This is a genomic window from Paraburkholderia sp. MM6662-R1 (genome assembly GCF_050436245.1).
In the GTDB taxonomy this organism is placed as follows: Bacteria; Pseudomonadota; Gammaproteobacteria; order Burkholderiales; family Burkholderiaceae; genus Paraburkholderia; species Paraburkholderia tuberum.
This window is the reverse complement of sequence record NZ_JBNDLV010000004.1, coordinates 507,717-528,144: the sequence shown is the minus strand read 5'-3', so window position 1 is coordinate 528,144 and position 20,428 is coordinate 507,717. Positions and strand designations below refer to the sequence as shown.

The 20,428-nt window shown below is 64.1% G+C and carries 23 protein-coding genes; 11 read left to right on the top strand and 12 right to left on the bottom strand.

What is annotated here, in order from left to right:
• Positions 1–111 precede the first annotated feature (111 nt).
• The 4 genes from OKW39_RS32220 to OKW39_RS32205 all read right to left on the bottom strand — a co-directional run bounded on the left by OKW39_RS32220 (position 112) and on the right by OKW39_RS32205 (position 2,946).
• Positions 112–1,092, bottom strand: coding sequence for an aldo/keto reductase (locus tag OKW39_RS32220; protein WP_429564486.1), 981 nt, complete (start codon positions 1,090–1,092; stop codon positions 112–114).
• Positions 1,093–1,272: 180 nt separating this feature from the next.
• A complete protein-coding gene (locus OKW39_RS32215) occupies positions 1,273–1,410 on the bottom strand; it encodes a hypothetical protein (RefSeq protein ID WP_018423447.1) in 138 nt (45 codons plus the stop codon).
• Positions 1,411–1,424: 14 nt separating this feature from the next.
• Positions 1,425–1,730 (bottom strand): DUF4148 domain-containing protein, encoded by a 306-nt coding sequence (locus OKW39_RS32210; RefSeq protein ID WP_090807054.1) that lies wholly within the window; start codon positions 1,728–1,730, stop codon positions 1,425–1,427.
• A gap of 211 nt (positions 1,731–1,941) precedes the next feature.
• Positions 1,942–2,946: a LysR family transcriptional regulator gene (locus OKW39_RS32205; RefSeq protein ID WP_090807052.1), complete on the bottom strand. Its 1,005-nt coding sequence runs from the start codon at positions 2,944–2,946 to the stop codon at positions 1,942–1,944.
• 175 nt (positions 2,947–3,121) lie between these two features.
• Between OKW39_RS32205 and OKW39_RS32200 the strand changes: the two genes are divergently transcribed.
• From OKW39_RS32200 to OKW39_RS32180, 5 genes are read left to right on the top strand one after another with little or no spacing between them, the layout of a single operon-like run.
• Positions 3,122–3,988 (top strand): alpha/beta hydrolase, encoded by an 867-nt coding sequence (locus OKW39_RS32200; protein ID WP_187611219.1) that lies wholly within the window; start codon positions 3,122–3,124, stop codon positions 3,986–3,988.
• Between the two features lie 34 nt (positions 3,989–4,022).
• Positions 4,023–5,243, top strand: a complete 1,221-nt coding sequence (locus OKW39_RS32195; protein WP_429564485.1) for an efflux RND transporter periplasmic adaptor subunit — start codon at positions 4,023–4,025, stop codon at positions 5,241–5,243.
• Positions 5,244–5,286: 43 nt separating this feature from the next.
• Positions 5,287–8,472, top strand: a complete 3,186-nt coding sequence (locus tag OKW39_RS32190) for an efflux RND transporter permease subunit (protein ID WP_429564484.1) — start codon at positions 5,287–5,289, stop codon at positions 8,470–8,472.
• 13 nt (positions 8,473–8,485) lie between these two features.
• Positions 8,486–10,153 carry an efflux transporter outer membrane subunit gene (locus tag OKW39_RS32185; RefSeq protein WP_429564483.1) on the top strand — a complete coding sequence of 556 codons (1,668 nt, stop codon included), beginning with the start codon at positions 8,486–8,488 and terminating at the stop codon, positions 10,151–10,153.
• Positions 10,056–10,703: a divalent metal cation transporter gene (locus OKW39_RS32180; protein WP_429564482.1), complete on the top strand. Its 648-nt coding sequence runs from the start codon at positions 10,056–10,058 to the stop codon at positions 10,701–10,703. Before OKW39_RS32185 ends, OKW39_RS32180 begins: the two co-directional genes overlap by 98 nt.
• A gap of 139 nt (positions 10,704–10,842) precedes the next feature.
• Here OKW39_RS32180 and flhC read toward each other — a convergent pair whose 3' ends face one another.
• The 6 genes from flhC to OKW39_RS32150 form a co-directional block, all read right to left on the bottom strand.
• Entirely contained in the window at positions 10,843–11,412 is a 570-nt protein-coding gene (flhC, locus tag OKW39_RS32175) for a flagellar transcriptional regulator FlhC (RefSeq protein ID WP_018423439.1), read from the bottom strand.
• Positions 11,413–11,426: 14 nt separating this feature from the next.
• Positions 11,427–11,747, bottom strand: a complete 321-nt coding sequence (gene flhD / locus OKW39_RS32170; RefSeq protein ID WP_090807045.1) for a flagellar transcriptional regulator FlhD — start codon at positions 11,745–11,747, stop codon at positions 11,427–11,429.
• Positions 11,748–12,488: 741 nt separating this feature from the next.
• Entirely contained in the window at positions 12,489–13,025 is a 537-nt protein-coding gene (locus tag OKW39_RS32165) for a GNAT family N-acetyltransferase (protein WP_090807044.1), read from the bottom strand.
• Between the two features lie 41 nt (positions 13,026–13,066).
• A complete protein-coding gene (locus OKW39_RS32160; protein WP_090810207.1) occupies positions 13,067–13,915 on the bottom strand; it encodes a helix-turn-helix domain-containing protein in 849 nt (282 codons plus the stop codon).
• An 88-nt stretch (positions 13,916–14,003) separates the two neighbouring features.
• A complete protein-coding gene (locus OKW39_RS32155; protein WP_090807042.1) occupies positions 14,004–14,306 on the bottom strand; it encodes an addiction module antidote protein in 303 nt (100 codons plus the stop codon).
• Positions 14,303–14,692 (bottom strand): type II toxin-antitoxin system RelE/ParE family toxin, encoded by a 390-nt coding sequence (locus OKW39_RS32150; RefSeq protein ID WP_429564481.1) that lies wholly within the window; start codon positions 14,690–14,692, stop codon positions 14,303–14,305. Before OKW39_RS32150 ends, OKW39_RS32155 begins: the two co-directional genes overlap by 4 nt.
• A 285-nt stretch (positions 14,693–14,977) precedes the next feature.
• On the opposite strand from OKW39_RS32150, the gene OKW39_RS32145 reads away from it, so the two are divergent.
• The 6 genes from OKW39_RS32145 to OKW39_RS32120 all read left to right on the top strand — a co-directional run bounded on the left by OKW39_RS32145 (position 14,978) and on the right by OKW39_RS32120 (position 17,532).
• Positions 14,978–15,346, top strand: coding sequence for a nuclear transport factor 2 family protein (locus OKW39_RS32145; RefSeq protein ID WP_176379337.1), 369 nt, complete (start codon positions 14,978–14,980; stop codon positions 15,344–15,346).
• 22 nt (positions 15,347–15,368) lie between these two features.
• Positions 15,369–15,650 carry a hypothetical protein gene (locus OKW39_RS32140; protein WP_090806947.1) on the top strand — a complete coding sequence of 94 codons (282 nt, stop codon included), beginning with the start codon at positions 15,369–15,371 and terminating at the stop codon, positions 15,648–15,650.
• 80 nt (positions 15,651–15,730) lie between these two features.
• Positions 15,731–16,195, top strand: coding sequence for an RbsD/FucU family protein (locus tag OKW39_RS32135; protein WP_090806945.1), 465 nt, complete (start codon positions 15,731–15,733; stop codon positions 16,193–16,195).
• Between the two features lie 36 nt (positions 16,196–16,231).
• Positions 16,232–16,639, top strand: coding sequence for a VOC family protein (locus OKW39_RS32130; protein WP_090806942.1), 408 nt, complete (start codon positions 16,232–16,234; stop codon positions 16,637–16,639).
• Between the two features lie 103 nt (positions 16,640–16,742).
• Positions 16,743–17,177 (top strand): DoxX family protein, encoded by a 435-nt coding sequence (locus OKW39_RS32125; RefSeq protein WP_187611231.1) that lies wholly within the window; start codon positions 16,743–16,745, stop codon positions 17,175–17,177.
• Positions 17,178–17,259: 82 nt separating this feature from the next.
• The gene (locus OKW39_RS32120) at positions 17,260–17,532 is read left to right on the top strand and encodes a hypothetical protein (RefSeq protein WP_090810195.1); all 273 of its coding nucleotides are present in this window, start codon (positions 17,260–17,262) and stop codon (positions 17,530–17,532) included.
• Between the two features lie 20 nt (positions 17,533–17,552).
• Here OKW39_RS32120 and OKW39_RS32115 read toward each other — a convergent pair whose 3' ends face one another.
• Positions 17,553–19,013: an MFS transporter gene (locus tag OKW39_RS32115; protein ID WP_429564480.1), complete on the bottom strand. Its 1,461-nt coding sequence runs from the start codon at positions 19,011–19,013 to the stop codon at positions 17,553–17,555.
• A 67-nt stretch (positions 19,014–19,080) separates the two neighbouring features.
• Entirely contained in the window at positions 19,081–20,382 is a 1,302-nt protein-coding gene (locus OKW39_RS32110; RefSeq protein ID WP_176078860.1) for an MFS transporter, read from the bottom strand.
• Between the last annotated feature and the right edge of the window lie 46 nt (positions 20,383–20,428).

Sequence of the window (20,428 nt, the reverse complement as noted above, 5' to 3'; positions counted from 1 at the left end):
GGGTCCATGAACCCCGCGGACGAGAGGAGGCGAGAGGAGGCGAAGCGACGTGCGCTGCGATCGCGGGTCATTCCGCCCGTCCCGACTGGATGCCAGTACGCTTCACAGCGTTTATTTGAACCCCGCCACCGCATGTGGCACATACAGTTCTTCGAGCCGGCGAACTTCGTCGTCACTGAGCTTCAACGAGAGCGCCGCAACCGCATCGTCGAGATGATGCAGTTTGGTAGCACCAACAATCGGCGCGGTAATCGGCTTCTTCTGCAGCACCCACGCTAGCGCAACCTGCGCGCGCGGCACGCCGCGCTCTTTCGCGATCTCGCTGACCCGCTCGACGATGCGCCGATCCGCTTCCTGCGTGTGCGCGTACAGCGTGCGGCCGAATTCATCGGTTTCCGAGCGCGCGCTTTCGGTGTCCCAGTCGCGCGTCAAGCGTCCGCGGGCAAGCGGACTCCACGGAATCACGCCGATGCCTTCGCTTTCGCACAGCGGCAGCATTTCGCGCTCTTCCTCGCGGTACAGCAGATTCACGTAGTTCTGCATCGTCACGAAGCGCGTCCAGCCATTGCGCTTAGCCACCTGCAGCGCCTTGGCAAACTGCCATGCGTACATCGACGACGCGCCGAGATAGCGCGCCTTGCCGGCTTTCACGACATCGTGCAGCGCTTCCATCGTTTCTTCGATCGGCGTGCCGTAGTCCCAGCGATGAATCTGATACAGGTCGACATAGTCGGTACCGAGCCGCCGCAGGCTGTTATCGATCTCCGCCATGATCGCCTTGCGCGACAGCCCCGCGCCGTTCGGGCCCGGATGCATGCGGCTATTGACCTTGGTGGCGAGCACGATCTCATCGCGCTTCGCAAAGTCCTTCAGCGCACGGCCGACGATTTCCTCGCTGGTGCCGTCCGAATAGACGTTGGCCGTGTCGAAGAAGTTGATGCCGTGATCGAGCGCCTGCTTGATGAAAGGCCGCGCGGCTTCGTCGTCGAGCGACCAGGGGTGCGTGCCGCGCGAAGGTACGCCATAACTCATACAGCCGAGACAGAGACGCGATACATCGAGGCCGGTGCGGCCGAGTTTCACATAATCCATCGTGTTGCTCCTATAGTGAAGCGCACAAACCCGCTGCGAGGGAAGGAAGTTCGATTATAGGGAAACGACAGCAAGCGCGTCGTCACAGGCCGCACCGCTTTCGATCGCTTCAATGCAAATGCGCCCGCGAAGCCACTTCGCGGGCGCATGACGCCGAGTGCCGTGAACGACAGCCAACGCTCAATGCTGTACCGGGCGATACGGTGTCCACACGGGCGTGTCGGTATTCCAGTTGTCGAGTTCCGATGGTGTCATGATGTGCTCCTCGATGAAGAGGCGCGCAGTTTTGCGCCGCAAGCGCGCCGGGTTCTGAATCAACTTCTTCTAACTCGTTACTGGCCCTCCGCAACGCGCGTCACTTCGCCGTTCGTTCCTTCCTGCAACGCGATGCGCGCGGCTTGCGTCTGGCCGATCAGGCCTTTGTCCGGATACGAGGTGCGATTCAGTGAGGGCAGCGAGCCGTCGCGATACGCGGCGACCAGTTCGGCCTTGACCTCGGCGCGTGTCTTCGTGCTCGCGCTCGGCGCCGGTTGCGTGTCATACGTTCCCGCGCGGCCGATACCGCCGCCGCCTTGCGCAAATGCCGGAACGCTGACGAGCAGTGACAGAGCGAGGCCTGCCAACAGATTGCGTTTCATGATTCACTCCTGTCGATTCATTGGCAGCGCGATGGCGCCGCGACAGGGTGAAATGTAGACGTCGACGCGGTATGGATAAATCGCGGTTTTGCGAAATGAATTGTCGCGATTCAGGAACAATCGCGAGCGAGGCTTCATCGGGGCCGTGCGATTGCACGGTTGCCGCGGCATTGGCGCCGCGGCTGGAATTCACTGTTTCACTTCCCGTACTTCATGCGACCCATTCGGTCATCACCGGCGTGTCGAGTGCCGGCGCGGACTCGCGCTGCTCGAATGTGCGCTTCGTGCAGGTGGCGTCGAGAGTGCCGCGTCCGCTCAGCAATGGGCAACGATCGAACAGCTCCGCGATCCAGTCTACGAAAACGCGGACTTTCGGCGACAGATGACGACTGTGCGGATAGACTGCCGAAATCGGCATCGGCAAGGGTTTCAAGTCCGGCAGTACTTCGACGAGCTGACCCGAGCCCAGATGCGGCAGCACCATGAAGCGCGCCGGCTGAATCAGGCCGAAGCCTTCGAGTCCGCAGGTCACGTAGGCATCCGCGTCGTTGACCGACACGATGCTTTTCATCTTCACTTCCACTTCGTTGCCGTTCACCAGGAACGCCCAGTCGAGCGTGCGTCCCGTGCGGCTCGAGAAGTAGTTGACGGCTTTGTGATTGTCGAGATCTTCGAGCGAAGCGGGCACGCCCGCGCGCTTGATGTAGTCGGGCGACGCGCAGGTCACGCCCTCGAACAGACCGATGCGGCGCGCGACCAGCGACGAATCCTGCAACGCGCCGACACGCACCACGCAATCGACACCTTCTTGCAGCAGATCGACGGGCCGGTCGGTCAGGCCCAGTTGCAGATCGATGTCCGGATAGCGCATGTGGAATTCGCACAGCGACGGAATGACGAGCAGACGGCCAATCGAGCCCGGCATGTCGATGCGTAGCTTGCCGTGCGGCTTCTTGTTGCCGCTCTGGAAACTCGCCTCGGTCTCTTCGACATCCGCGAGGATGCGCACGCAGCGCTCGTAGTACGCGGCGCCATCGGGCGTCAGCGACAGACGGCGGGTGGTCCGGTGCATCAGCCGCGTGCCGAGAAACGCTTCGAGGTTCTGAATAATCGTAGTAACCGATGCGCGCGGCAGGTCGAGCGTTTCCGCTGCGCGGGTAAAGCTGTTGGTGTCGACGACGCGCGTGAACACTTGCATGGCCTGAAGCCGGTCCATTGCAAACCTCCAGAAGGGGCTGGTGCACAGGCGGGAATGGAGTCCGCGAAAACAATCACAACGGGATTGTTCAAAGGCACCGAATTGTGTTGCCGGATTATAGGCATTTATTTGCGAGTCTGCCGAACCCACAATTCGCACCATTGAAGTTCTATGCGCATTTGCGCGGCTCGACATGGATGCATTCAAATCGCCGTACCCGCCTTTTTCCACCGGCGTTTCCGCCGAAGACACTGGCGCTGAGGCCAATGACGCAACGCTTGAAGTCACCGACGTGGATATCGATGGGTACGCTCAACCCATTACGTTGCGCCTGTATCGGCTGACGAAAAAAACCGCGTTGCCGGTACTGCTTTATTTTCACGGCGGCGGTTTTACGAAGGGTTCGATCGAGTGCGCGGACTTCGCCGCGCGGTATTTCGCAGAACACTTACCGGCGCTCGTGGTGTCGGTCGGCTATTCGCTCGCGCCGCGGTTTCCGTTTCCAGCCGCGCCGGAAGACGCGCATCGCGCGGCGCTGTGGGTGCAGACGCGGGCACGGGCATTTGGTGGCAATAGCAGAAAGATCGGCGTGGCGGGCCATGACGCGGGCGGCCAACTCGCCAATTGTCTCGCGTTCATCGCGCGCGATCGTGGCGACGTGCCGATCAGCGCGCAGGCGCTGTTCGGCCCGATGCTGGATCCGAGCCTGACGCGGCTCGGCGACGAGCGGCGGCTCGGTTCGGACATCACCGCGCGCGAGTGCGCCGCATGTTATCGCGCGTATCTGCCGCAAGCGTCTCAGCGCATGCATCCGTATGCGGCGCCGCTCGAATCGTCGCGGCTCGCCGGCTTGCCGGCCACGCTGATCGCGACCGCGCAGAACGACGTGCTGCACGTCGAGGCCGAGAAGTATGCAAGCAATCTGATCGACGCGGGCGTGCAGACCCAGGTGGTGCGCTTTCCGAGCGTGTCGCACGCGGCGCTCGCCGATCATCCGCCCGCTTTGCAGGAAGCGGTGCGCTTTTTCCAGTGGCGCTTCGACGCGCGCGCTCATCGATAAACAGAAATTCAATCAAAGATACCGGGAGCTACACATGACTATCCTTCCTCTTTCCCGCCGCCGCGTGGCGTTAGCCGCCGTGGTCGTCGTCGTCCTTGCCGGGCTTGGCACGTTCGGCGCGATTCGTGTCGATGCGAGCTCGCCGGCCGCACCCACCATCGTGCCGGAAGTGGACGTGGCGACCGTCGTGCAGAAGACGATCACCGACTGGCAGTCTTATTCGGGCCGTCTCGAAGCCGTGCAGAAAGTGGACGTGCGTTCGCAGGTGCCGGGCACGATCGTGTCAGTGAACTTCAAGGACGGCGCGCTCGTGAAGCAGGGCGACACGCTGTTCGTGATCGATCCGCGTCCGTACGCGGCCGAAGTCGATCGCGCGCAAGCGCAACTCGCGGCCGCGCAGGCACGCACCGGCTACACGCAAAGCGACTGGGAACGCGCGCAACGGCTGATCGTCGACAACGCGATCGCCAAACGCGACTACGACGAGAAGCAGAACGCCGCGCGCGAGGCGAGCGCGAACCTGAAGGCCGCGCAAGCCGCGCTGGAAACCGCGCGCATCAATCTCGGCTACACGAAGATCGTCGCGCCGGTGTCGGGCCGCGTGTCGCGCGCGGAGATCACGGTCGGCAACGTGGTGTCGGCGGGCGCCAGTTCGGTGCCGCTGACGACGCTCGTGTCGGTGTCGCCGATCTACGCGTCGTTCGACGCGGACGAGCAGACCTACCTGCAATACCTGAGCCGCGCGAAGGACGGCAGCAAGGTGCCGGTCGAACTCGGTCTCGCCGATGAATCAGGCTACTCGCGCAGCGGCACGATCGAGTCGGTCGACAACCGGCTCGACACGTCGTCGGGCACGATCCGCGTGCGCGCGAAGTTCGACAACGCGGACGGCGCGCTGATTCCGGGCCTCTACGCGCGCCTCAAGGTGGGGGGCAGCGCACCGCATCCGGCGCTGTTGATCGACGATGCCGCGGTCGGCACCGACCAGGACAAGAAGTTCGTGCTGGTCGTCGATCAGGGCAACCACGTCGTTTATCGCGGGATCACGACGGGTTCGATGCAAGGCAATCTGCGCGTCGTCAAGGACGGCTTGAAGCCGGGCGATCGGATCGTCGTCAACGGCGTTCAGCGCGTGCGTCCCGGCGATACGGTCCGAGCGCACATGGTGCCGATGACGACCGACGACGACCCGAACAGCGCAGCGCTCGCGCAGTCGCGTGACAAGGCCGAGGCCGGCGCGAAAGGCAATTCGTGAGCCGCATGCTCCAACGCGCATGCTCCAACGTTAAGAGCTTCCAATGAACATATCCAAATTCTTCATCGATCGCCCGATCTTCGCAGGCGTGCTATCGGTATTGATCCTGCTCGGGGGCATCATCTCGCTGTTCAAGCTGCCCATTTCCGAGTATCCGGAAGTGGTGCCGCCTTCGGTGGTGGTGCACGCGCAGTATCCGGGCGCGAATCCGAAGGTGATCGCCGAGGCGGTCGCCGCGCCGCTCGAAGAGCAGATCAATGGTGTCGAGAACATGTTGTACATGCAGTCGCAGGCCAATAGCGACGGCAATCTGACGCTGACCGTCACGTTCAAGCTCGGCACCAATCCCGACCTCGCGACGCAGCTCGTGCAGAACCGCGTCAATCAGGCGCTGCCGCGTCTGCCGGAAGACGTGCAGCGGCTCGGCGTGACGACGATCAAGAGTTCGCCGACGCTGACGATGGTCGTGCACCTGATCTCGCCGAACGATCGCTACGACATGACGTATCTGCGCAATTACGCGCTGCTCAACGTGAAGGATCGGCTCGCGCGGATTCAGGGCGTCGGCGAAGTGCAACTGTGGGGCTCGGGCGATTACGCAATGCGTATCTGGCTCGATCCGCAGAAAGTCGCGCAGCGCGGTCTCACGGCGACCGAAGTCGTCAACGCGATCCGCGAGCAGAACATCCAGGTCGCGGCCGGTGTGATCGGTGCGTCGCCGTCGGTGCCGGGCACGCAGTTGCAGTTGTCGGTGAATGCGCGCGGCCGTTTGAAGACCGAGGGCGAATTCGGCGACATCATCGTGAAGACCGCGCCCGACGGCGGCGTGACCTATCTGCGCGATATCGCCCGGATCGAGCTCGCGGCGTCGGAATATGGCCTGCGTTCGCTGCTCGACAACAAGCCCGCGGTTGCGCTCGCGATCAACCAGGCGCCGGGTGCGAACTCGCTCGCGATTTCAGAGCAGGTGCGCGCGGCGATGAAGGAACTCGCCGAAGACATGCCGGCCGGCGTCGAATACCGGATCGTCTACGACCCGACGCAGTTCGTGCGTTCGAGTATCGAGGCGGTGATCCATACGCTGCTCGAAGCGATCGCGCTGGTCGTGATCGTCGTGATCGTGTTCCTGCAGACGTGGCGCGCGTCGATCATTCCGTTGATCGCGGTGCCGGTGTCGATCGTCGGTACGTTCTCGCTGCTGCTTGCGTTCGGCTTTTCGATCAACGCGTTGTCGCTGTTCGGCATGGTGCTCGCGATCGGCATCGTGGTCGACGATGCGATCGTCGTGGTGGAGAACGTCGAGCGCAACATCGGAAGCGGGCTCAGTGCGCGCGAGGCGACCTACAAGGCGATGCGCGAAGTGAGCGGGCCGATCATCGCGATTGCGCTGACGCTCGTCGCCGTGTTCGTGCCGCTCGCGTTCATGACGGGTCTCACGGGCCAGTTCTACAAGCAGTTCGCGATGACCATCGCGATCTCGACGGTGATCTCGGCGTTCAATTCGCTGACGCTGTCGCCGGCGTTGTCCGCGCTGCTGCTGCGCAGCCATGGCGAGAAGGAAGACTGGCTGACGCGTGTGATGAATCGTGTGCTCGGCGGCTTCTTCAAGCGTTTCAACAAGGTCTTTCATCGCGGTTCGGAAGCGTATGGCCGCGGGGTGAGCGGCGTGCTGCGCCGCAAGGGCGCGATGCTCGCGGTGTACGCGATCCTCGTCGGTGCAACCGTGTTGATGGCGCGGGTCGTGCCGGGCGGCTTCGTGCCCGCGCAGGACAAGGAGTATCTGATCGCGTTCGCGCAGTTGCCGAACGGTGCCTCGCTCGATCGCACGGAGAGGGTGATCCGCGATATGAGCGCGATCGCGCTGAAGCAGCCGGGCGTGGAAAGCGCGGTGGCCTTCCCTGGTCTGTCGGTGAATGGCTTCACGAATAGTTCGAGCGCGGGCATCGTGTTCGTCACGCTGAAGCCGTTCAAGGAGCGCGGCAACAAGAAGCTCTCGGCAGGCGCGATTGCCGGTGCGCTGAACCAGCAGTACGGCGCGATCAAGGACTCGTTCGTCGCGGTGTTCCCGCCGCCGCCGGTGCTGGGGCTCGGCACGCTCGGCGGCTTCAAGATGCAGCTCGAAGATCACGGCGCGCTCGGTTACGCGGAACTCAACAAGGCTGCCGAAGCATTCGTGAAGCGCGCGGCGCAAACGCCCGAACTTGGGCCGACCTTCTCCAGCTATCAGATCAATGTGCCGCAACTGAACGTCGATCTCGATCGCGTGAAGGCGAAGCAGCTCGGCGTGCCGATCACGGACGTGTTCGACACGATGCAGATCTATCTGGGCTCGCTGTACGTGAACGACTTCAACCGCTTCGGTCGCGTGTATCAGGTGCGCGTGCAGGCGGATGCGCCGTTCCGTCAACGCGCCGACGACATCCTGCAACTGAAGACGCGCAACGCGGCGGGCGAGATGGTGCCGTTGTCGTCGCTCGTCACGGTGACGCCGACCTACGGACCCGAGATGGTGGTGCGCTACAACGGCTACACGGCGGCCGACATCAACGGCGGCCCAGCGCCCGGCTTTTCGTCGGGACAGGCGCAGGCCGCGGCCGAACGCGTGGCCGCCGAGGTGCTGCCGCGCGGCGTGAAGCTCGAGTGGACCGACCTCACGTATCAGCAGATCCTCGCCGGCAATGCGGGCATGTGGGTGTTCCCGATCAGCGTGCTGCTGGTGTTCCTCGTGCTCGCCGCGCTGTACGAAAGCCTTACGCTGCCGCTCGCCGTGATCCTGATCGTGCCGATGAGCGTGCTGTCCGCGCTGACCGGCGTGTGGCTCACCGGTGGCGACAACAACATCTTCACGCAGATCGGTTTGATGGTACTGGTGGGCTTGTCCGCGAAGAACGCGATCCTGATCGTCGAGTTTGCGCGTGAGCTCGAACACGACGGACGCAGTCCGCTGCAGGCCGCGATCGAAGCGAGCCGTCTGCGTCTGCGGCCGATTCTGATGACGTCGATCGCCTTCATCATGGGCGTGGTGCCGCTGGTGTTGTCGAGCGGCGCGGGCTCGGAGATGCGTCACGCGATGGGCGTCGCGGTGTTCTTCGGCATGCTCGGCGTCACGCTGTTCGGCCTGATGCTGACGCCGGTGTTCTATGTGGTGCTGCGTTCGCTCGCGGGCGGGACGATTCACGTCGCGCAGAAGGATGCGCCGCGCTACGGCGCGCCCGTTACGGACGCCTGAGGAGAAAACAACAATGAAACGCTTTGAATCTCGCTTTGACTCTTTGCGCGGATGGGGCCGCGCGGCCGCGAGCGGTTTGCTGGTCGCCCTGCTGGCCGCTTGTTCGGTCGAGCCGACGTACAAGCGGCCCGACGTCGATACGCCGGCGGCGTTCAAGGAAGCGCCCGCGATGGCGACGTCGGCTGCGGCGGCGTCGGGCGTGGCGGCTGGTTCGGCCGCGTCGGCGCAAAACACCGGCACGTGGAAGCCGGCCCAGCCCGCCGACGACGCCCTGCGTGGCGAATGGTGGAAGGTGTTCGGCGACCCGCAGCTCGACGCGCTCGAAGAGCAGGCCGCCGCCGCGAACCAGGACCTGAAGGCCGCAGCCGCGCGCGTGCAGCAGGCGCGTGCGGTCACGCAGGCGGCGAAGTCCGACTGGTTCCCGAAGCTCGACGCGGGCTTCGGCCCGACCCGGGAGCGTGCGTCGGCGGCGTCGCAATTCCTGCCGGACAGCGCGGGCGGCACGACGGGCACGATCTGGCGCGCGCAGGTCGGCGCGTCGTATGAGGCCGATCTGTTCGGGCGGGTCAGCTCGAACGTGAACGCGTCGCGCTCGGACGAACAGCAGAGCGAAGCGCTGTTTCGCTCGGTGCAACTGTCGTTGCAGGCCGATGTCGCGCAGAACTACTTCCAGTTGCGCGAGCTCGACACCGACCAGGATCTGTATCGCCGCACCGTCGCGTTGCGCGAGGACACGCTGAAGCTCGTCGAGCGGCGCTTCAAGGAAGGCGATATCAGCGAGCTGGATCTGTCGCGCTCGCGTAACGAGCTCGCGAGCGCGCGTGCCGATGCGGTCGGCGTCGCGCGGCAACGGGCGGCCTCGGAGCATAGCCTCGCGATTCTGCTCGGCAAGCCGCCCGCGGATTTCTCGTTCGCGGAACAACCGCTCGCGCCGGTGGCGGTGCGCGTGCCGCCGGGTTTGCCGTCGGCGCTGCTCGAACGCAGGCCGGACATCGCGGCAGCCGAACGCGCGATGCAGGCAGCGAATGCGCGCGTCGGGCTCGCGAAGTCGGCGTTCTTCCCGAAGCTCGACATCACGGGCGCGTTCGGCTTTGAATCGGCGACGCTCGGCGATTTGTTCATGTGGTCGAGCCGCGCGTTCATCCTCGGTCCGCTCGCGGGTACCGCGCTGACGGTGCCGATCTTCGACGGCGGCCGCCGCAAGGCCAATCTCGCGCAGGCCCGTTCGAAGTACGACGAGGACGTCGCGCAATATCGCCAGCAGGTGCTCGTGGCGTTCCGTGAAGTCGAGGACAATCTTGCCGATCTGCGCTTGCTCGACGATCAGATGCGCGAGCAGAACGACGCGGTCGATGCGTCGCAGCGCGCGGCGCATCTCTCGCGCACGCAGTACACGGAGGGCGCGGTCAGCTATCTCGACGTGATCGATGGCGAGCGGCAGGTGCTGCAGTCGCAATTGCAGGCGAGCCATCTGGCGGGCACGCAGGCGGTCGCGACCGTGAATCTGATTCGCGCGCTCGGTGGCGGTTGGGGCGATGTGACGGCGGGGGATACGGCGGTGGGGGCGGCGCCGGTGCCGGTTGGTGCTTCCGGCGGCGCGGCGGCTTCGCTGGCTGCGGCTTCCGGTTCTGCGGCCGGTGCCGCATCGGTTTCAGCGCAGCAGCAGGTGGCGAAGCGCTGAATTCCTAACCGTGTTGGCAAGCGCTTCATCGACCTCATCAACGACGCTTGGCATTCTCAGCGCGACGGTGATGCCGCATAACCTGTATCTGCACTCGTCGATCGTGCAGACCCGCACGGTGAAGCGCGATCCGGCCAGCATCCGCTCGGCGATCGGCATGTCACGCATCGACACGATCGCATCGCTCGTGATCGCGGCGATGATCAACGTGGCGATCCTGATTCTCGCGGCCGCCGCGTTTTACGCGACGGGCCACGACCAGGTCACGCAGATCTTCATCACGCGAGCGCTCGCGCTGATCCCGGCGCTGATCGGTGTGCAGATGCTCGGCAATGGCGCGGTTGGCCAACTGCTCGTCGCGAGTCAGGTCGTGCTGAGCCTGCAACTGCCGTTCGCGCTGTATCCGCTGATCCGCATGACTACCGACCGATCGCTGATGGGCGAATTCGCCAACACGCTGCCGACGCGCCTGCTCGTGTGGACGCTGTTTGTTGCGATCAGTGCGGCGAATCTGTGGCTCGTTGCCCAGACGGTGGGGCTGGCCGGTTGATCTGAACGACCGGTATTCGGCACGCCGGTTTGCCCGGCGCGAAGGCGAAAAAAATCCGCGCAGTTCAATCGCTGCGCGGAATCATGTGAGCTTCGGTTCGAATCGGGTCGAGCGCGTCTCGCGACGGCGAATCGATCGGTCAAGCGGCCTGCGCAACCTGCGCCGCATCGAGCGCTTCCCGGCGCGCGGCTGCTGCCTTCTTCGTCTTGCCGGCACGCGACGGCGGCTGGCAGGCGCCGCACACGACGTTGTGCTGCAGGTCGTGCTTGTGCGCGACGAACTTGCCGGTACAGCGGCAGCATCTGGTCAACTGCAGGATGTCGGCGTCGAAGAAACGCACGAGCGTCCACGCGCGCGTCAGATCGAGCACCGGCTCGGTTTCGCTGTGCTGACAGTGTTCGAGATACAGCCGATAGCCCTTGGTCAGCGCATCCAGATGCGAGCAGCGCGCTTCGTTCTTGAGGAACAGGTACGTGTTGTAGAACAGCGACGCGTGAATGTTCGCGAGCCACGTCATGTACCAGTCCGCCGAGAACGGCAGCATGCCCTTGGGCGGCGATACGCCCTTGACCTCGCGATACAGGCGGATCATACGGTCGCGCGACAGCGTCAACTCGCTCTCGAGCACCTGCATGCGGGCGCCGAGCTCGATCAGTGCGATCGCGCGAAATACTTCCTGTGCATCTTCGGTCAGGCTTCGCTTGAGCATTGCAGTCCCCTCGATCAGGCAAATTGCTCGGCGGGCTGGCCTGCAAGCAGGATCGCCGTGTGGGTCGGTGCAATTGCGGTGTGCTTCGTCGTTTGGGTCAACGCCGACAGCATCGCGTGGTCGTTGAAGCGGAAGAAGCACAAAAGCTGGTCGGAAGCGGCCAGCTTGACGATTTGCGCGAGCGACAGCCCGGCAAGCAAGTCAGCCAGTTCCGACGACAGTCCCAGCCGGAACATTCCGACCGGTTTGTCCTCGCGCAACATGCGTTGCGCGAGCATGATGTAAGACAAGTTGATCTCGCGGATTGAATCCAGCGTCTCGCTGCTACGGTCCATTTTGTCTGTTTCCGAAGCCCCGAATTACTATGTCGGCTTTGCGCCGTTATGTCTTTTCTGCCTCGCCGGCAACGTGGCCTCCGGCTATATGTTGCTACCTGCTACAGACAGCGAACATTTGATACAAGACGTTACATTTCGTAACAGCTCGGACGAATTGTATGAAGGCTAAAACGAGAAATCAACCCTTCTCAAAAAAATATCTCAAAAAACTACATCATTTTTCGGTAAGTTTTTCACGCCATTGTAATGAATGATGCCAAGTGAATTTATAGCCTTTTGACACTGGCTTCTAATCCATGAAAACCCTTGCTGGATGGGAAGTCTGCGCGATTGTCAGAGGCGTGCGTCCGCACCGCGCGGCGATCGGTAAACTTGTTTTGGATTAGAAAGGAACAGATAGCGATGGAATATACGGTAATAAATACTCGTGCTGGGCGGCGCGTGAGGGGCGGATGGAGCCTGTAACCGTATGAAGCGTCCCCCGTTACAAACTACGCAAACGAGGGCCGGATTTGTAACGGCTCGATGAGGAAGGGCAGCCGGTCTGTCGCACGCGTTCGACCCCGAGACCGAACAGCGGTCGCAGACGCGTACCGATCACGTTGCGGACGGAGGCTGCGAGAAGCCAGTGCCGTGCAGGCTGTCTGACACGATGTCGGTGCGATAGGACGACATTACAACGTTGACGAGGGGCCGGGAATGGCCGCAAGGAGGCGTCGTCAATGATTCCCGGGGGCGCTACGCGAGGAATCGCGCCATCAGATCCTCGTCATGGAACACCCCGTCGACGTTCAAGGCGCCGACTTCGCACCCATATTTGCGAAAGCCGAGCGATTCATACAGCCTGCGCGCCACGTCGTTGCGGCTACCCACGGTTAGCTGCACCTGTCGCAAACCGTCGACGCGCGCCGCGCGCGTCAGCAACTCGCCGAGCAGCGCGCGCCCGACCCCACGACCAGCCGCTTCCTGTGCGACATACATGCCGACCACGTTCGCCTTGTGCCGCTCCTTGTGGGCTTTATTACGCAGCAGACCGACGACGCCGATCAGCGGAGCGTCGGCCGACGCATACGCGCCAAGCAGAAACGTACCTTCCGTCTCCGAGCCCTGCAGTGTCGCGTCATGCTGCCCGGCGCCTTTCGCCAGCGCTTCGTCGTGGCTTTGTCCGAACGAAGCGGGGTGCGCCTTCAGCCCGCGCAGACGAAGCTGGAAATAGGCGTCCCGGTCGGCGGGTCCGAGTTGGCGGATCAACAGGGTGTCGGCGTTGACGGACATCTCACTTATTCGTGGTGAGTGGAGCGGAGGTACGCGAGCGGCTAGCCGCGCTGGTGTTCGGCAAATTCGCGCAGCGCCGACGCGGTTTGCTGATCCGCCGGAAAGAACGCCTCGATGGCGAGTTCCGACAGCGTAACGTCCACGGGCGTGCCGAACACCGTGGTGGTGCTGAAAAACGACAGCACGCCAAGCGGCGTACGCAGCCGCAATGGCACGGCGATCTGGTTGAGGACTGCATCGTCCAGCGTCGAGGCGTCTGCGTCCGGCGGCGCGGGGTAGCCGGCCAGTTCGTCGCGCAGTGCGCTCAGCGTGTCGTCGCCGCTGACGTCGATCTGCCGTTGCAGGCGGCCCAGCACATGCTCGCGCCACGCATGCCAGTTGACGATCGACGCCGCAATGCCTTGCGGATGCAGACTCAGGCGCAGTGCGTTGACCGGTGGCTTCAACAGTTCGGGACTCGCGCCGCTCAACAACGGCGCAATCGCATTGTTGGTCGCGACGATGGTCCAGTGCCGGTCGATCGCGAGGGCCGGGTAGGGCTCATGTCCTTTGAGCACCAGTTCGACGGCTTCGCGCGCGGCGGCGAGCTGCGGGTCGGAGAGGGCACGTTCGCGAAACAGCGGCGCGTAACCGGCCGCGACGAGCAGAGCATTGCGCGCGCGCAACGGCACGTCGAGGCGCTCGGCGAGATGCATGACCATTTCCCGGCTCGGTAGCGCGCGCCCCGATTCGACAAAACTCAGATGGCGGGTCGAAATGTCAGCCTCCGTGGCGAGCAGCAACTGACTCATGCGCCGCCGCTGACGCCATTCGCGGAGAAGTTCGCCGACCGCCCGAGTGCCGATCGGCGCGGATGATGGAGCCGCTTGTGCAATAGAGAGTGTGTTCATGCCACCGATCATAGTCAAAGCGTGCAAGCAATCGATTACCTGAGAGGTAATGCCCCGCCAATTTCAGTCAACGAGACGCGTGCCCGGCTCAGGCGGGAGCCAGGCGCAACGGCACGGCGGTGAATTTGACGCCGATCGCACTCGCCAGTTTGAGGACCGTGTCCATGCGTGGCTTGGAGCCGGGCGCGAGTGTCTTGTAGAGGCTTTCGCGGCCCAGGCCCGCTGCCGCGGCGATCTTCGTGATGCCGCGTGCCTTGGCGATATCCGCGATGGCGGCGAGCAGCAGATCGGAGTCGCCTTCGTCGAGGGCGGCGTTCAGATAGGCCGCGACCATTTCGTCGTTGTCGAGGTACTTCGATGCATCGAAGCGTGCCGTTTTGATCTTGCTCATGACCGTTCCTTTCTGATGGTTGTCCACATTGCTCCGGCATGCCTGATATCCGCCTGCTGCGTGGACTTGTTACCCCCGCAGAGCAGCAGATACATCATGCGTTCCTCGCGCGCGTAGTAGACCCGGTAACCCGGTCCGCAATCGATGCGCATCTCGAACACGCCGTTTTCCAGCAACTTCGCGTCGCCGAAAAGCCCGCGTTCCGCGCGGCGGATCCGCACGAGAATTTGCGCCTTCGCCTTGAGGTCGGTGAGGCCGTGAAGCCAACGGTCGAACTCTTCGGTGCAGTTGATCGTGTACACGCGCGGTGTTTCGATCTGCGGATGATTGTATCTCCCGGGATACGGTCGTGCAAGCGAGAAAAGCGTCTCGATAAAGCGGTCCAAGCGGCCCTCCTGTTCATTGCATTGCCCGCCTCGCGATGTCGTCGGTGGGCTTCGATGAGTCACTTGAGGTTAGCGGTGCGAAGGTTTTTTGACGACTCGGCCGAATGACCTATTTGGCGAGAAAAACAGTGAAAAGCGCTGCGTGACAGCGAAGGCTGCATCCGCTTGATTACCTCTCACGTAATCGACGCAATGCACGCGAGCCGTCAATCTTCATTCCGAGCCCGCCGCATGCGATGCGTATGCCGCGCGAAGTGCTCAGTCCTGTCAATCGAGGAGTTTGAGATGAATGCGCATACCGATTTGATCGACCGTTATTTCGATACCTGGAACGAGACCGATGGCGCGCGTCGTCGCGAGTTGATCGCGGCAACGTGGAGCGCCGATGCCGACTATCGCGACCCGCTGCTGGCGGGCGCGGGCCACGATGGCATCGACGCCATGATCCGCGCGGTGCATGAGCGTTTTCCGCATCACACGTTTCGCCGTACGACCGACGTCGACGGCTTCGCGAATCGCCTGCGCTTCTCGTGGGCACTGACGACCCCCGCGGGCGAGGCGATCGTGAAGGGCTCGGACTTCGGCGTGGTGGACGCGCATGGGCGTCTGCAAGCGGTCACCGGTTTTCTCGACGAAACCCCCGGCGCCGCCTGAGGCGTCTTTCACGGAGACGATCATGCATGAGCCCGCCGCTGCCAAGCCCGCACAAGTCCATCTCGCGTTGCTGCGCGTCGCGGCCGCGCTCGATGCGTTATCGAGCGCGATCGCCGGTTTCGCGCTGCTCGGCGGCGCGCGGGCGTTCATGTTCATCGCACTGCTCGGTTGGCGCGAGCCGGTGCTCGGCGGCGCGGGGCTCGTGCTGCTCGCTTTGGTCGGATGGCTGCGCTGGCAATGCGGTGCGAGCGCAGCGCCGCAAGACGTCCGGCGCGCTTGCTACAATCGATCGTCGTGCGGATGAAGCGTGACACGCATCGTCTTGCGCAAAGCTCACGACCTCACCCCCTCAGCATGTTCCCAACCGAACGACCTGGAGACCCCGTGCTGAAAAATCTGGACCCGCTACTGAACGCCGATATCCTGCACGCGCTGCGCTCGATGGGCCACGGCGACGAGCTCGTGATCTGCGACGCCAACTTCCCGGCCGACGCCGTCGCGCGCGATACCGTGCTCGGCAAGCCGCTGCGTCTCGACGGCGTCAGTTCGCCGCGCGCGATCCGCGCGGTGTTGTCGGTGCTGCCACTCGACACCTTTATCGAGCATCCCGCGTCGCGCATGGAAGTGGTTGGCGAGCCGCACACGATTCCCGCGGTGCAGCGCGAAGCGCAAGCCGAGGTCAACGCGGGCGAGGGGCGCGAGGTGCCCTTCGTGTCGATCGAGCGGTTCGCGTTTTACGAGCGTGCGCGCCAGGCATACTGTGTGATCGCGACGGGCGAGGAGCGCGGCTACGGCTGCTTCGTATTCACGAAGGGCGTGTTGCTCGCGCCGGACGCGCCACGCGTATAGTCGCTACCACCTTTCTCGATTCATCACGACAAACCCATGAGCTTCCAGCTAGCCAGTCTCGATCATCTCGTTCTGAACGTCGCCGACGTCGAAGTGAGCGCGGCGTGGTACGCGCGGATGCTCGGCATGCGACGCACCGAGTTCGCGTCGCGCACCGGCACGCGCGTGGCGATGAACTACGGCAATCAGAAGATCAATCTGCGTCCCGCGTCGGCCGATACCGTCGCCTGGTTCACGTCGCGCGAGGCGGTGCCGGGCACGGCGGACCTGTGCTTCGTGACCACCGCAAGCCCGGACGACGTCAAGGCGCACTGGCTTGCGCAAGGCGTCGCTATCGAGGCGGGGCCGGTGGAGCGCGACGGCGCGCGCGGCAAGATGACCTCGGTGTATTGCCGCGACCCGGACGGCAACCTGATCGAGGTCGCCACGTATCCGTCAGCTTGAGCGGGCTTGGAAATCGCGGCCATTGCTCATATGCTCAGGGGCGAGGCGGGGAACTGAGCCCGTCCATTCGGGTCTGCTGCTTATTCATTACAGGAGTCCCCCCATGTCGCGTCCCGTCGATTTCGGCATTATTTTCATCGCCCGTCTTGCGCTTTCCGTGCTGTTCCTGTGGAGCGGGGTGATGAAACTGCTGGGCTATGCGGGCTTCGTCGGCTACCTGCATTCGAAAGGTGTGCCGTTCGTGCAGATCGCCGCGCCGATCGCAACCGCGATCGAGGTGCTCGGCGGCCTGCTGCTCGTGGTCGGCTTCAAGGTACGGCCGCTCGCGCTGGTCATGGCGGCGTATACGGTCGCGACGGCGGTGCTCGGCCACGACTTCTGGAATATCACCGACCCTGCGTTGCAGCACGATATGGTGATTCATTTCTGGAAGAACATCGGAATCGCGGGCGGTTTCCTGCTGCTGTTCGTTACCGGCGCGGGGCGTCTGAGCATCGACAACGCGCGCGCACCCCGCAGCGGACTCGGCGGGCTGTAAAGCGTGAGCGCGCGCAGTCGGCGCGGCCCGCATCCTGCTACACAGCAGGATTTCCAATCCGCGCCAATCATGGGAGCAGATGATGATTCAGAACTTCGAGCAAATGATCGGCGGCAAGCTCACGCAACTGTGCGCGAGTCTCGGCGAAGGGCCGACGCCGCATCGTGTGATCATCAGCCTCGCCGAGTCGGCGAAGACGCTGGTGGTTCTGGATGCGTCCGGATTCATCGGCACGCTGAAGGCGGACATCGAGGACCCGGAAAAGCTGCTCGCGGATGCGATCGCCAAAGCGCGCAATGAAGGCCTGATCGAGCGCGCAATCGCTACCGGCACGATTCAGGAGGCGTCGCTGTAGGCGCCTGCATTACACACCGCTTACTTACTCGCGGCGCTCGCGCCGCGCGCAGACGATGCCGCCGCGTGCGGCTCCGGATGCACGAAACACGCGAGCACGAGACCCAGCACCAGCAGTCCCACCGAAATAGCCGTCGCCGCTTGCATCCCCGGCACGATCTGCGTCGCGGCCGCACGGCCCGCGAGTGCGCCGAAGGCCGCCACACCCACCGCGCCGCCGGCCTGGCGCGCCGTGTTCAATACCGCCGACGCCGTGCCCGCGCGCCGCGCTTCGGTCGATGCGAGCACCGCCGTGGTCATCGCCGGCACCGCGAGCCCCATACCCGACGGAATCAGCAAAAACGGCAGCAGCAGGCCAATCAGCGGCGTCTCGGCGTCGACGAGATGCAGCAGGCCATAGCCGAGACCAGCCGTGATCGCGCCGAGGATCATCGGCACGCGCACTCCCAGGCGGCCGATCACCCAGCCGCTCGCGACGTTCGAGATCAGGAAGCCGCCCGTCAGCGGCAGGAACGCGAGGCCCGCCTGCAACGGCGTGTAGCCGCGCACGCGCTGCAGGTAAAGGCTCAGCACGAACACCATGCCGTAATACGTCAGATTCACGCAGATGCCGAACAGCACTGCCGCGCTGAACGTGCGCGTGCCGAACAGCGACAGCGGCAGCATCGGGCGCGCGACGCGCGCTTCGACGAACACGAACGCACCCGCCGCCAGCAGCGCCAGCACGAAGCCGCCGGCAACCAGCGGATGCGCGAGCCCGAGCGGCCGCCATTCGATCACCGCGGCGACGAACGCGGTTAGCGCGACGATCGCGAGACACTGGCCGCCGAGATCGATGCCGCGTGGCGTCGCGCCGGTGTTGCCGCGAGCGGCGGCCGGCACGCCGCGTTGCGAGGTTTGCGGACGCGGAATCCACAGCAGTGTCGCGAGCAGGCCGGCCGCGCAGATTGGTAGATTGACGAGAAAGATGCTGCGCCAGCCGAACCCGGCGATCAGCAGACCGCCAGCCACCGGCCCGGCCGCGATCGAAATCGCGCCGCAGGCGGTCCACAGGCCGACCGCGCGTGCCCGCAGCTTCGGTTCGTGGCCGAACGACTGGTTGAGCAGCGCGAGCGAATTCGGCAGCATCGCGGCCGCGCCGATGCGCTGCACCGCGCGTGCGGCGATCAGCATCGGGGCGTCGAGCGCGAGCCCGCAGGCCAGCGACGCGAGCGCGAACAGCACGATTCCGCATGCATACATGCGCCGCGCGCCGAAGCGGTCGCCGAGCGCGCCGGCCGACAGCATCAGCACCGCAAACGCGAGTGTGTACGCATCGACGACCCATTGCAGGCCCGCGACGTTCGCGTGCAGGTCCGCGCCGATTCGTGGCAACGCGATGTTGACGATGGTCACGTCGAGTTGCGTGACCACGAAGCCGACGCTGACGGTCGCGAGAACGCGACCGAGGGTGGGCGAAAAGGAGGGTGTGGATGAGTTCATGACTGCATCGTAAGCCCGATGCAGCGCGCCACGTTTCGGCGTGGCGTGAAGTATGGATGTCGCCGGATCAGCGCGCCCGCGGCGCATCCTTGATGAACAGCGCGGTCAGCGCGCCCAGCACGCAGATCGCCGCGACGTACAGCGGCGCGGCCAGCGGGTTCGACTTCATCATCAGCGATACGGCGATCGGCGTCAGACCGCCGAAGACCGCATACGCGACGTTGTACGAGAACGAGATGCCCGAGAAGCGCACCACCGGCGGGAATCCGCGGACCATCACGAGCGGAATCGCGCCGATCACGCCGACGAAAAGTCCGGCCAGTGCATACAGCGGCACGAGCAGGGACGTATCGACGGCCAACTGGCGAAACATCACGTAGTACGTGATCGCAAGCGCAACACCGCCGACGAAAATCGTGCGACCCGCGCCGATGCGTCCGGCGATCGAACCCGCCACCACGCAGCCGATCGTCAGGCACAGCGTCGCGACACAGTTCGCGAGCAGCGCGGTGGCCGGCTCGATGTGAAATTGCTTTTGCAGCAGCGTCGGCGTCATCAGGATCACGACGACGATCGCCGCCGACAGCATCCAGGTGAGCAGCATCGACACGATCACCGCGCGGCCGTGATCGCGCAGCACGGCCTTCAGCGGCACTTCCGCGGCGATCGCCTTGCGTTGCTTCAGTTCGGCGAACACCGGCGTCTCGTGCAACCAGCGGCGCAGATAGACCGAGAACATACCGAACACGCCGCCGATGAGGAACGGAACACGCCACGCATATTCGGAAATATCGGCCGGCGTGAAATGGCGATTGACCGCCGACGCAATCAGCGAGCCGAGCAGAATGCCCGCCGTGAGGCCGGCCGTCAGCGTGCCGCACGCATAGCCGACGTGCCGCCCGGGCACATGCTCTGCGACGAACACCCATGCGCCCGGGACTTCGCCGCCGACCGCCGCGCCCTGCATCACGCGGAACAGCAATAGCAGCACCGGCGCGAGCACGCCGATGCTCGCGTAGGTGGGCATCAGGCCCATCAGCAGCGTCGGCACCGACATCAGCAGCACGCTCAGCGTGAACATGCGCTTGCGGCCGAACAGGTCGCCGAAGTGCGCCATGATGACGCCGCCGAGCGGCCGCGCCAGATAACCGGCCGCGAAAATGCCGAAGGTCTGCACCTGACGCAGCCAGTCCGGCATCGCCGCCGGGAAGAACAGCTGGCCGATCGCCGGCGCGAAGAAAACGAAGATGATGAAGTCGTAGAACTCGAGGGCTCCGCCGAGCGCGGCGAGACCGAGTGTCTTGTAATCGCTGTGCCCAAGCGGGCGGGGGGTGACAGCCTGCGCTCCACCCAGATTTGTCGCTTGCATTGCCATGTCTTTTGATGAATTGTGAGCCACGCGGGAGACGCGTGGA

What these genes read in the sequence shown, in the direction of transcription:
- OKW39_RS32220 (WP_429564486.1), bottom strand. Translation starts at nt 1,092, where the DNA reads ATGGATTATGTGAAACTCGGCCGCACCGGCCTCGATGTATCGCGTCTC.
- OKW39_RS32210 (WP_090807054.1), bottom strand. Translation starts at nt 1,730, where the DNA reads ATGAAACGCAATCTGTTGGCAGGCCTCGCTCTGTCACTGCTCGTCAGC.
- OKW39_RS32205 (WP_090807052.1), bottom strand. Translation starts at nt 2,946, where the DNA reads ATGGACCGGCTTCAGGCCATGCAAGTGTTCACGCGCGTCGTCGACACC.
- OKW39_RS32200 (WP_187611219.1), top strand. Translation starts at nt 3,122, where the DNA reads ATGGATGCATTCAAATCGCCGTACCCGCCTTTTTCCACCGGCGTTTCC.
- OKW39_RS32195 (WP_429564485.1), top strand. Translation starts at nt 4,023, where the DNA reads ATGACTATCCTTCCTCTTTCCCGCCGCCGCGTGGCGTTAGCCGCCGTG.
- OKW39_RS32190 (WP_429564484.1), top strand. Translation starts at nt 5,287, where the DNA reads ATGAACATATCCAAATTCTTCATCGATCGCCCGATCTTCGCAGGCGTG.
- OKW39_RS32185 (WP_429564483.1), top strand. Translation starts at nt 8,486, where the DNA reads ATGAAACGCTTTGAATCTCGCTTTGACTCTTTGCGCGGATGGGGCCGC.
- flhC (WP_018423439.1), bottom strand. Translation starts at nt 11,412, where the DNA reads ATGCTCAAGCGAAGCCTGACCGAAGATGCACAGGAAGTATTTCGCGCG.
- flhD (WP_090807045.1), bottom strand. Translation starts at nt 11,747, where the DNA reads ATGGACCGTAGCAGCGAGACGCTGGATTCAATCCGCGAGATCAACTTG.
- OKW39_RS32165 (WP_090807044.1), bottom strand. Translation starts at nt 13,025, where the DNA reads ATGTCCGTCAACGCCGACACCCTGTTGATCCGCCAACTCGGACCCGCC.
- OKW39_RS32160 (WP_090810207.1), bottom strand. Translation starts at nt 13,915, where the DNA reads ATGAACACACTCTCTATTGCACAAGCGGCTCCATCATCCGCGCCGATC.
- OKW39_RS32155 (WP_090807042.1), bottom strand. Translation starts at nt 14,306, where the DNA reads ATGAGCAAGATCAAAACGGCACGCTTCGATGCATCGAAGTACCTCGAC.
- OKW39_RS32145 (WP_176379337.1), top strand. Translation starts at nt 14,978, where the DNA reads ATGAATGCGCATACCGATTTGATCGACCGTTATTTCGATACCTGGAAC.
- OKW39_RS32140 (WP_090806947.1), top strand. Translation starts at nt 15,369, where the DNA reads ATGCATGAGCCCGCCGCTGCCAAGCCCGCACAAGTCCATCTCGCGTTG.
- OKW39_RS32130 (WP_090806942.1), top strand. Translation starts at nt 16,232, where the DNA reads ATGAGCTTCCAGCTAGCCAGTCTCGATCATCTCGTTCTGAACGTCGCC.
- OKW39_RS32125 (WP_187611231.1), top strand. Translation starts at nt 16,743, where the DNA reads ATGTCGCGTCCCGTCGATTTCGGCATTATTTTCATCGCCCGTCTTGCG.
- OKW39_RS32120 (WP_090810195.1), top strand. Translation starts at nt 17,260, where the DNA reads ATGATTCAGAACTTCGAGCAAATGATCGGCGGCAAGCTCACGCAACTG.
- OKW39_RS32115 (WP_429564480.1), bottom strand. Translation starts at nt 19,013, where the DNA reads ATGAACTCATCCACACCCTCCTTTTCGCCCACCCTCGGTCGCGTTCTC.
- OKW39_RS32110 (WP_176078860.1), bottom strand. Translation starts at nt 20,382, where the DNA reads ATGCAAGCGACAAATCTGGGTGGAGCGCAGGCTGTCACCCCCCGCCCG.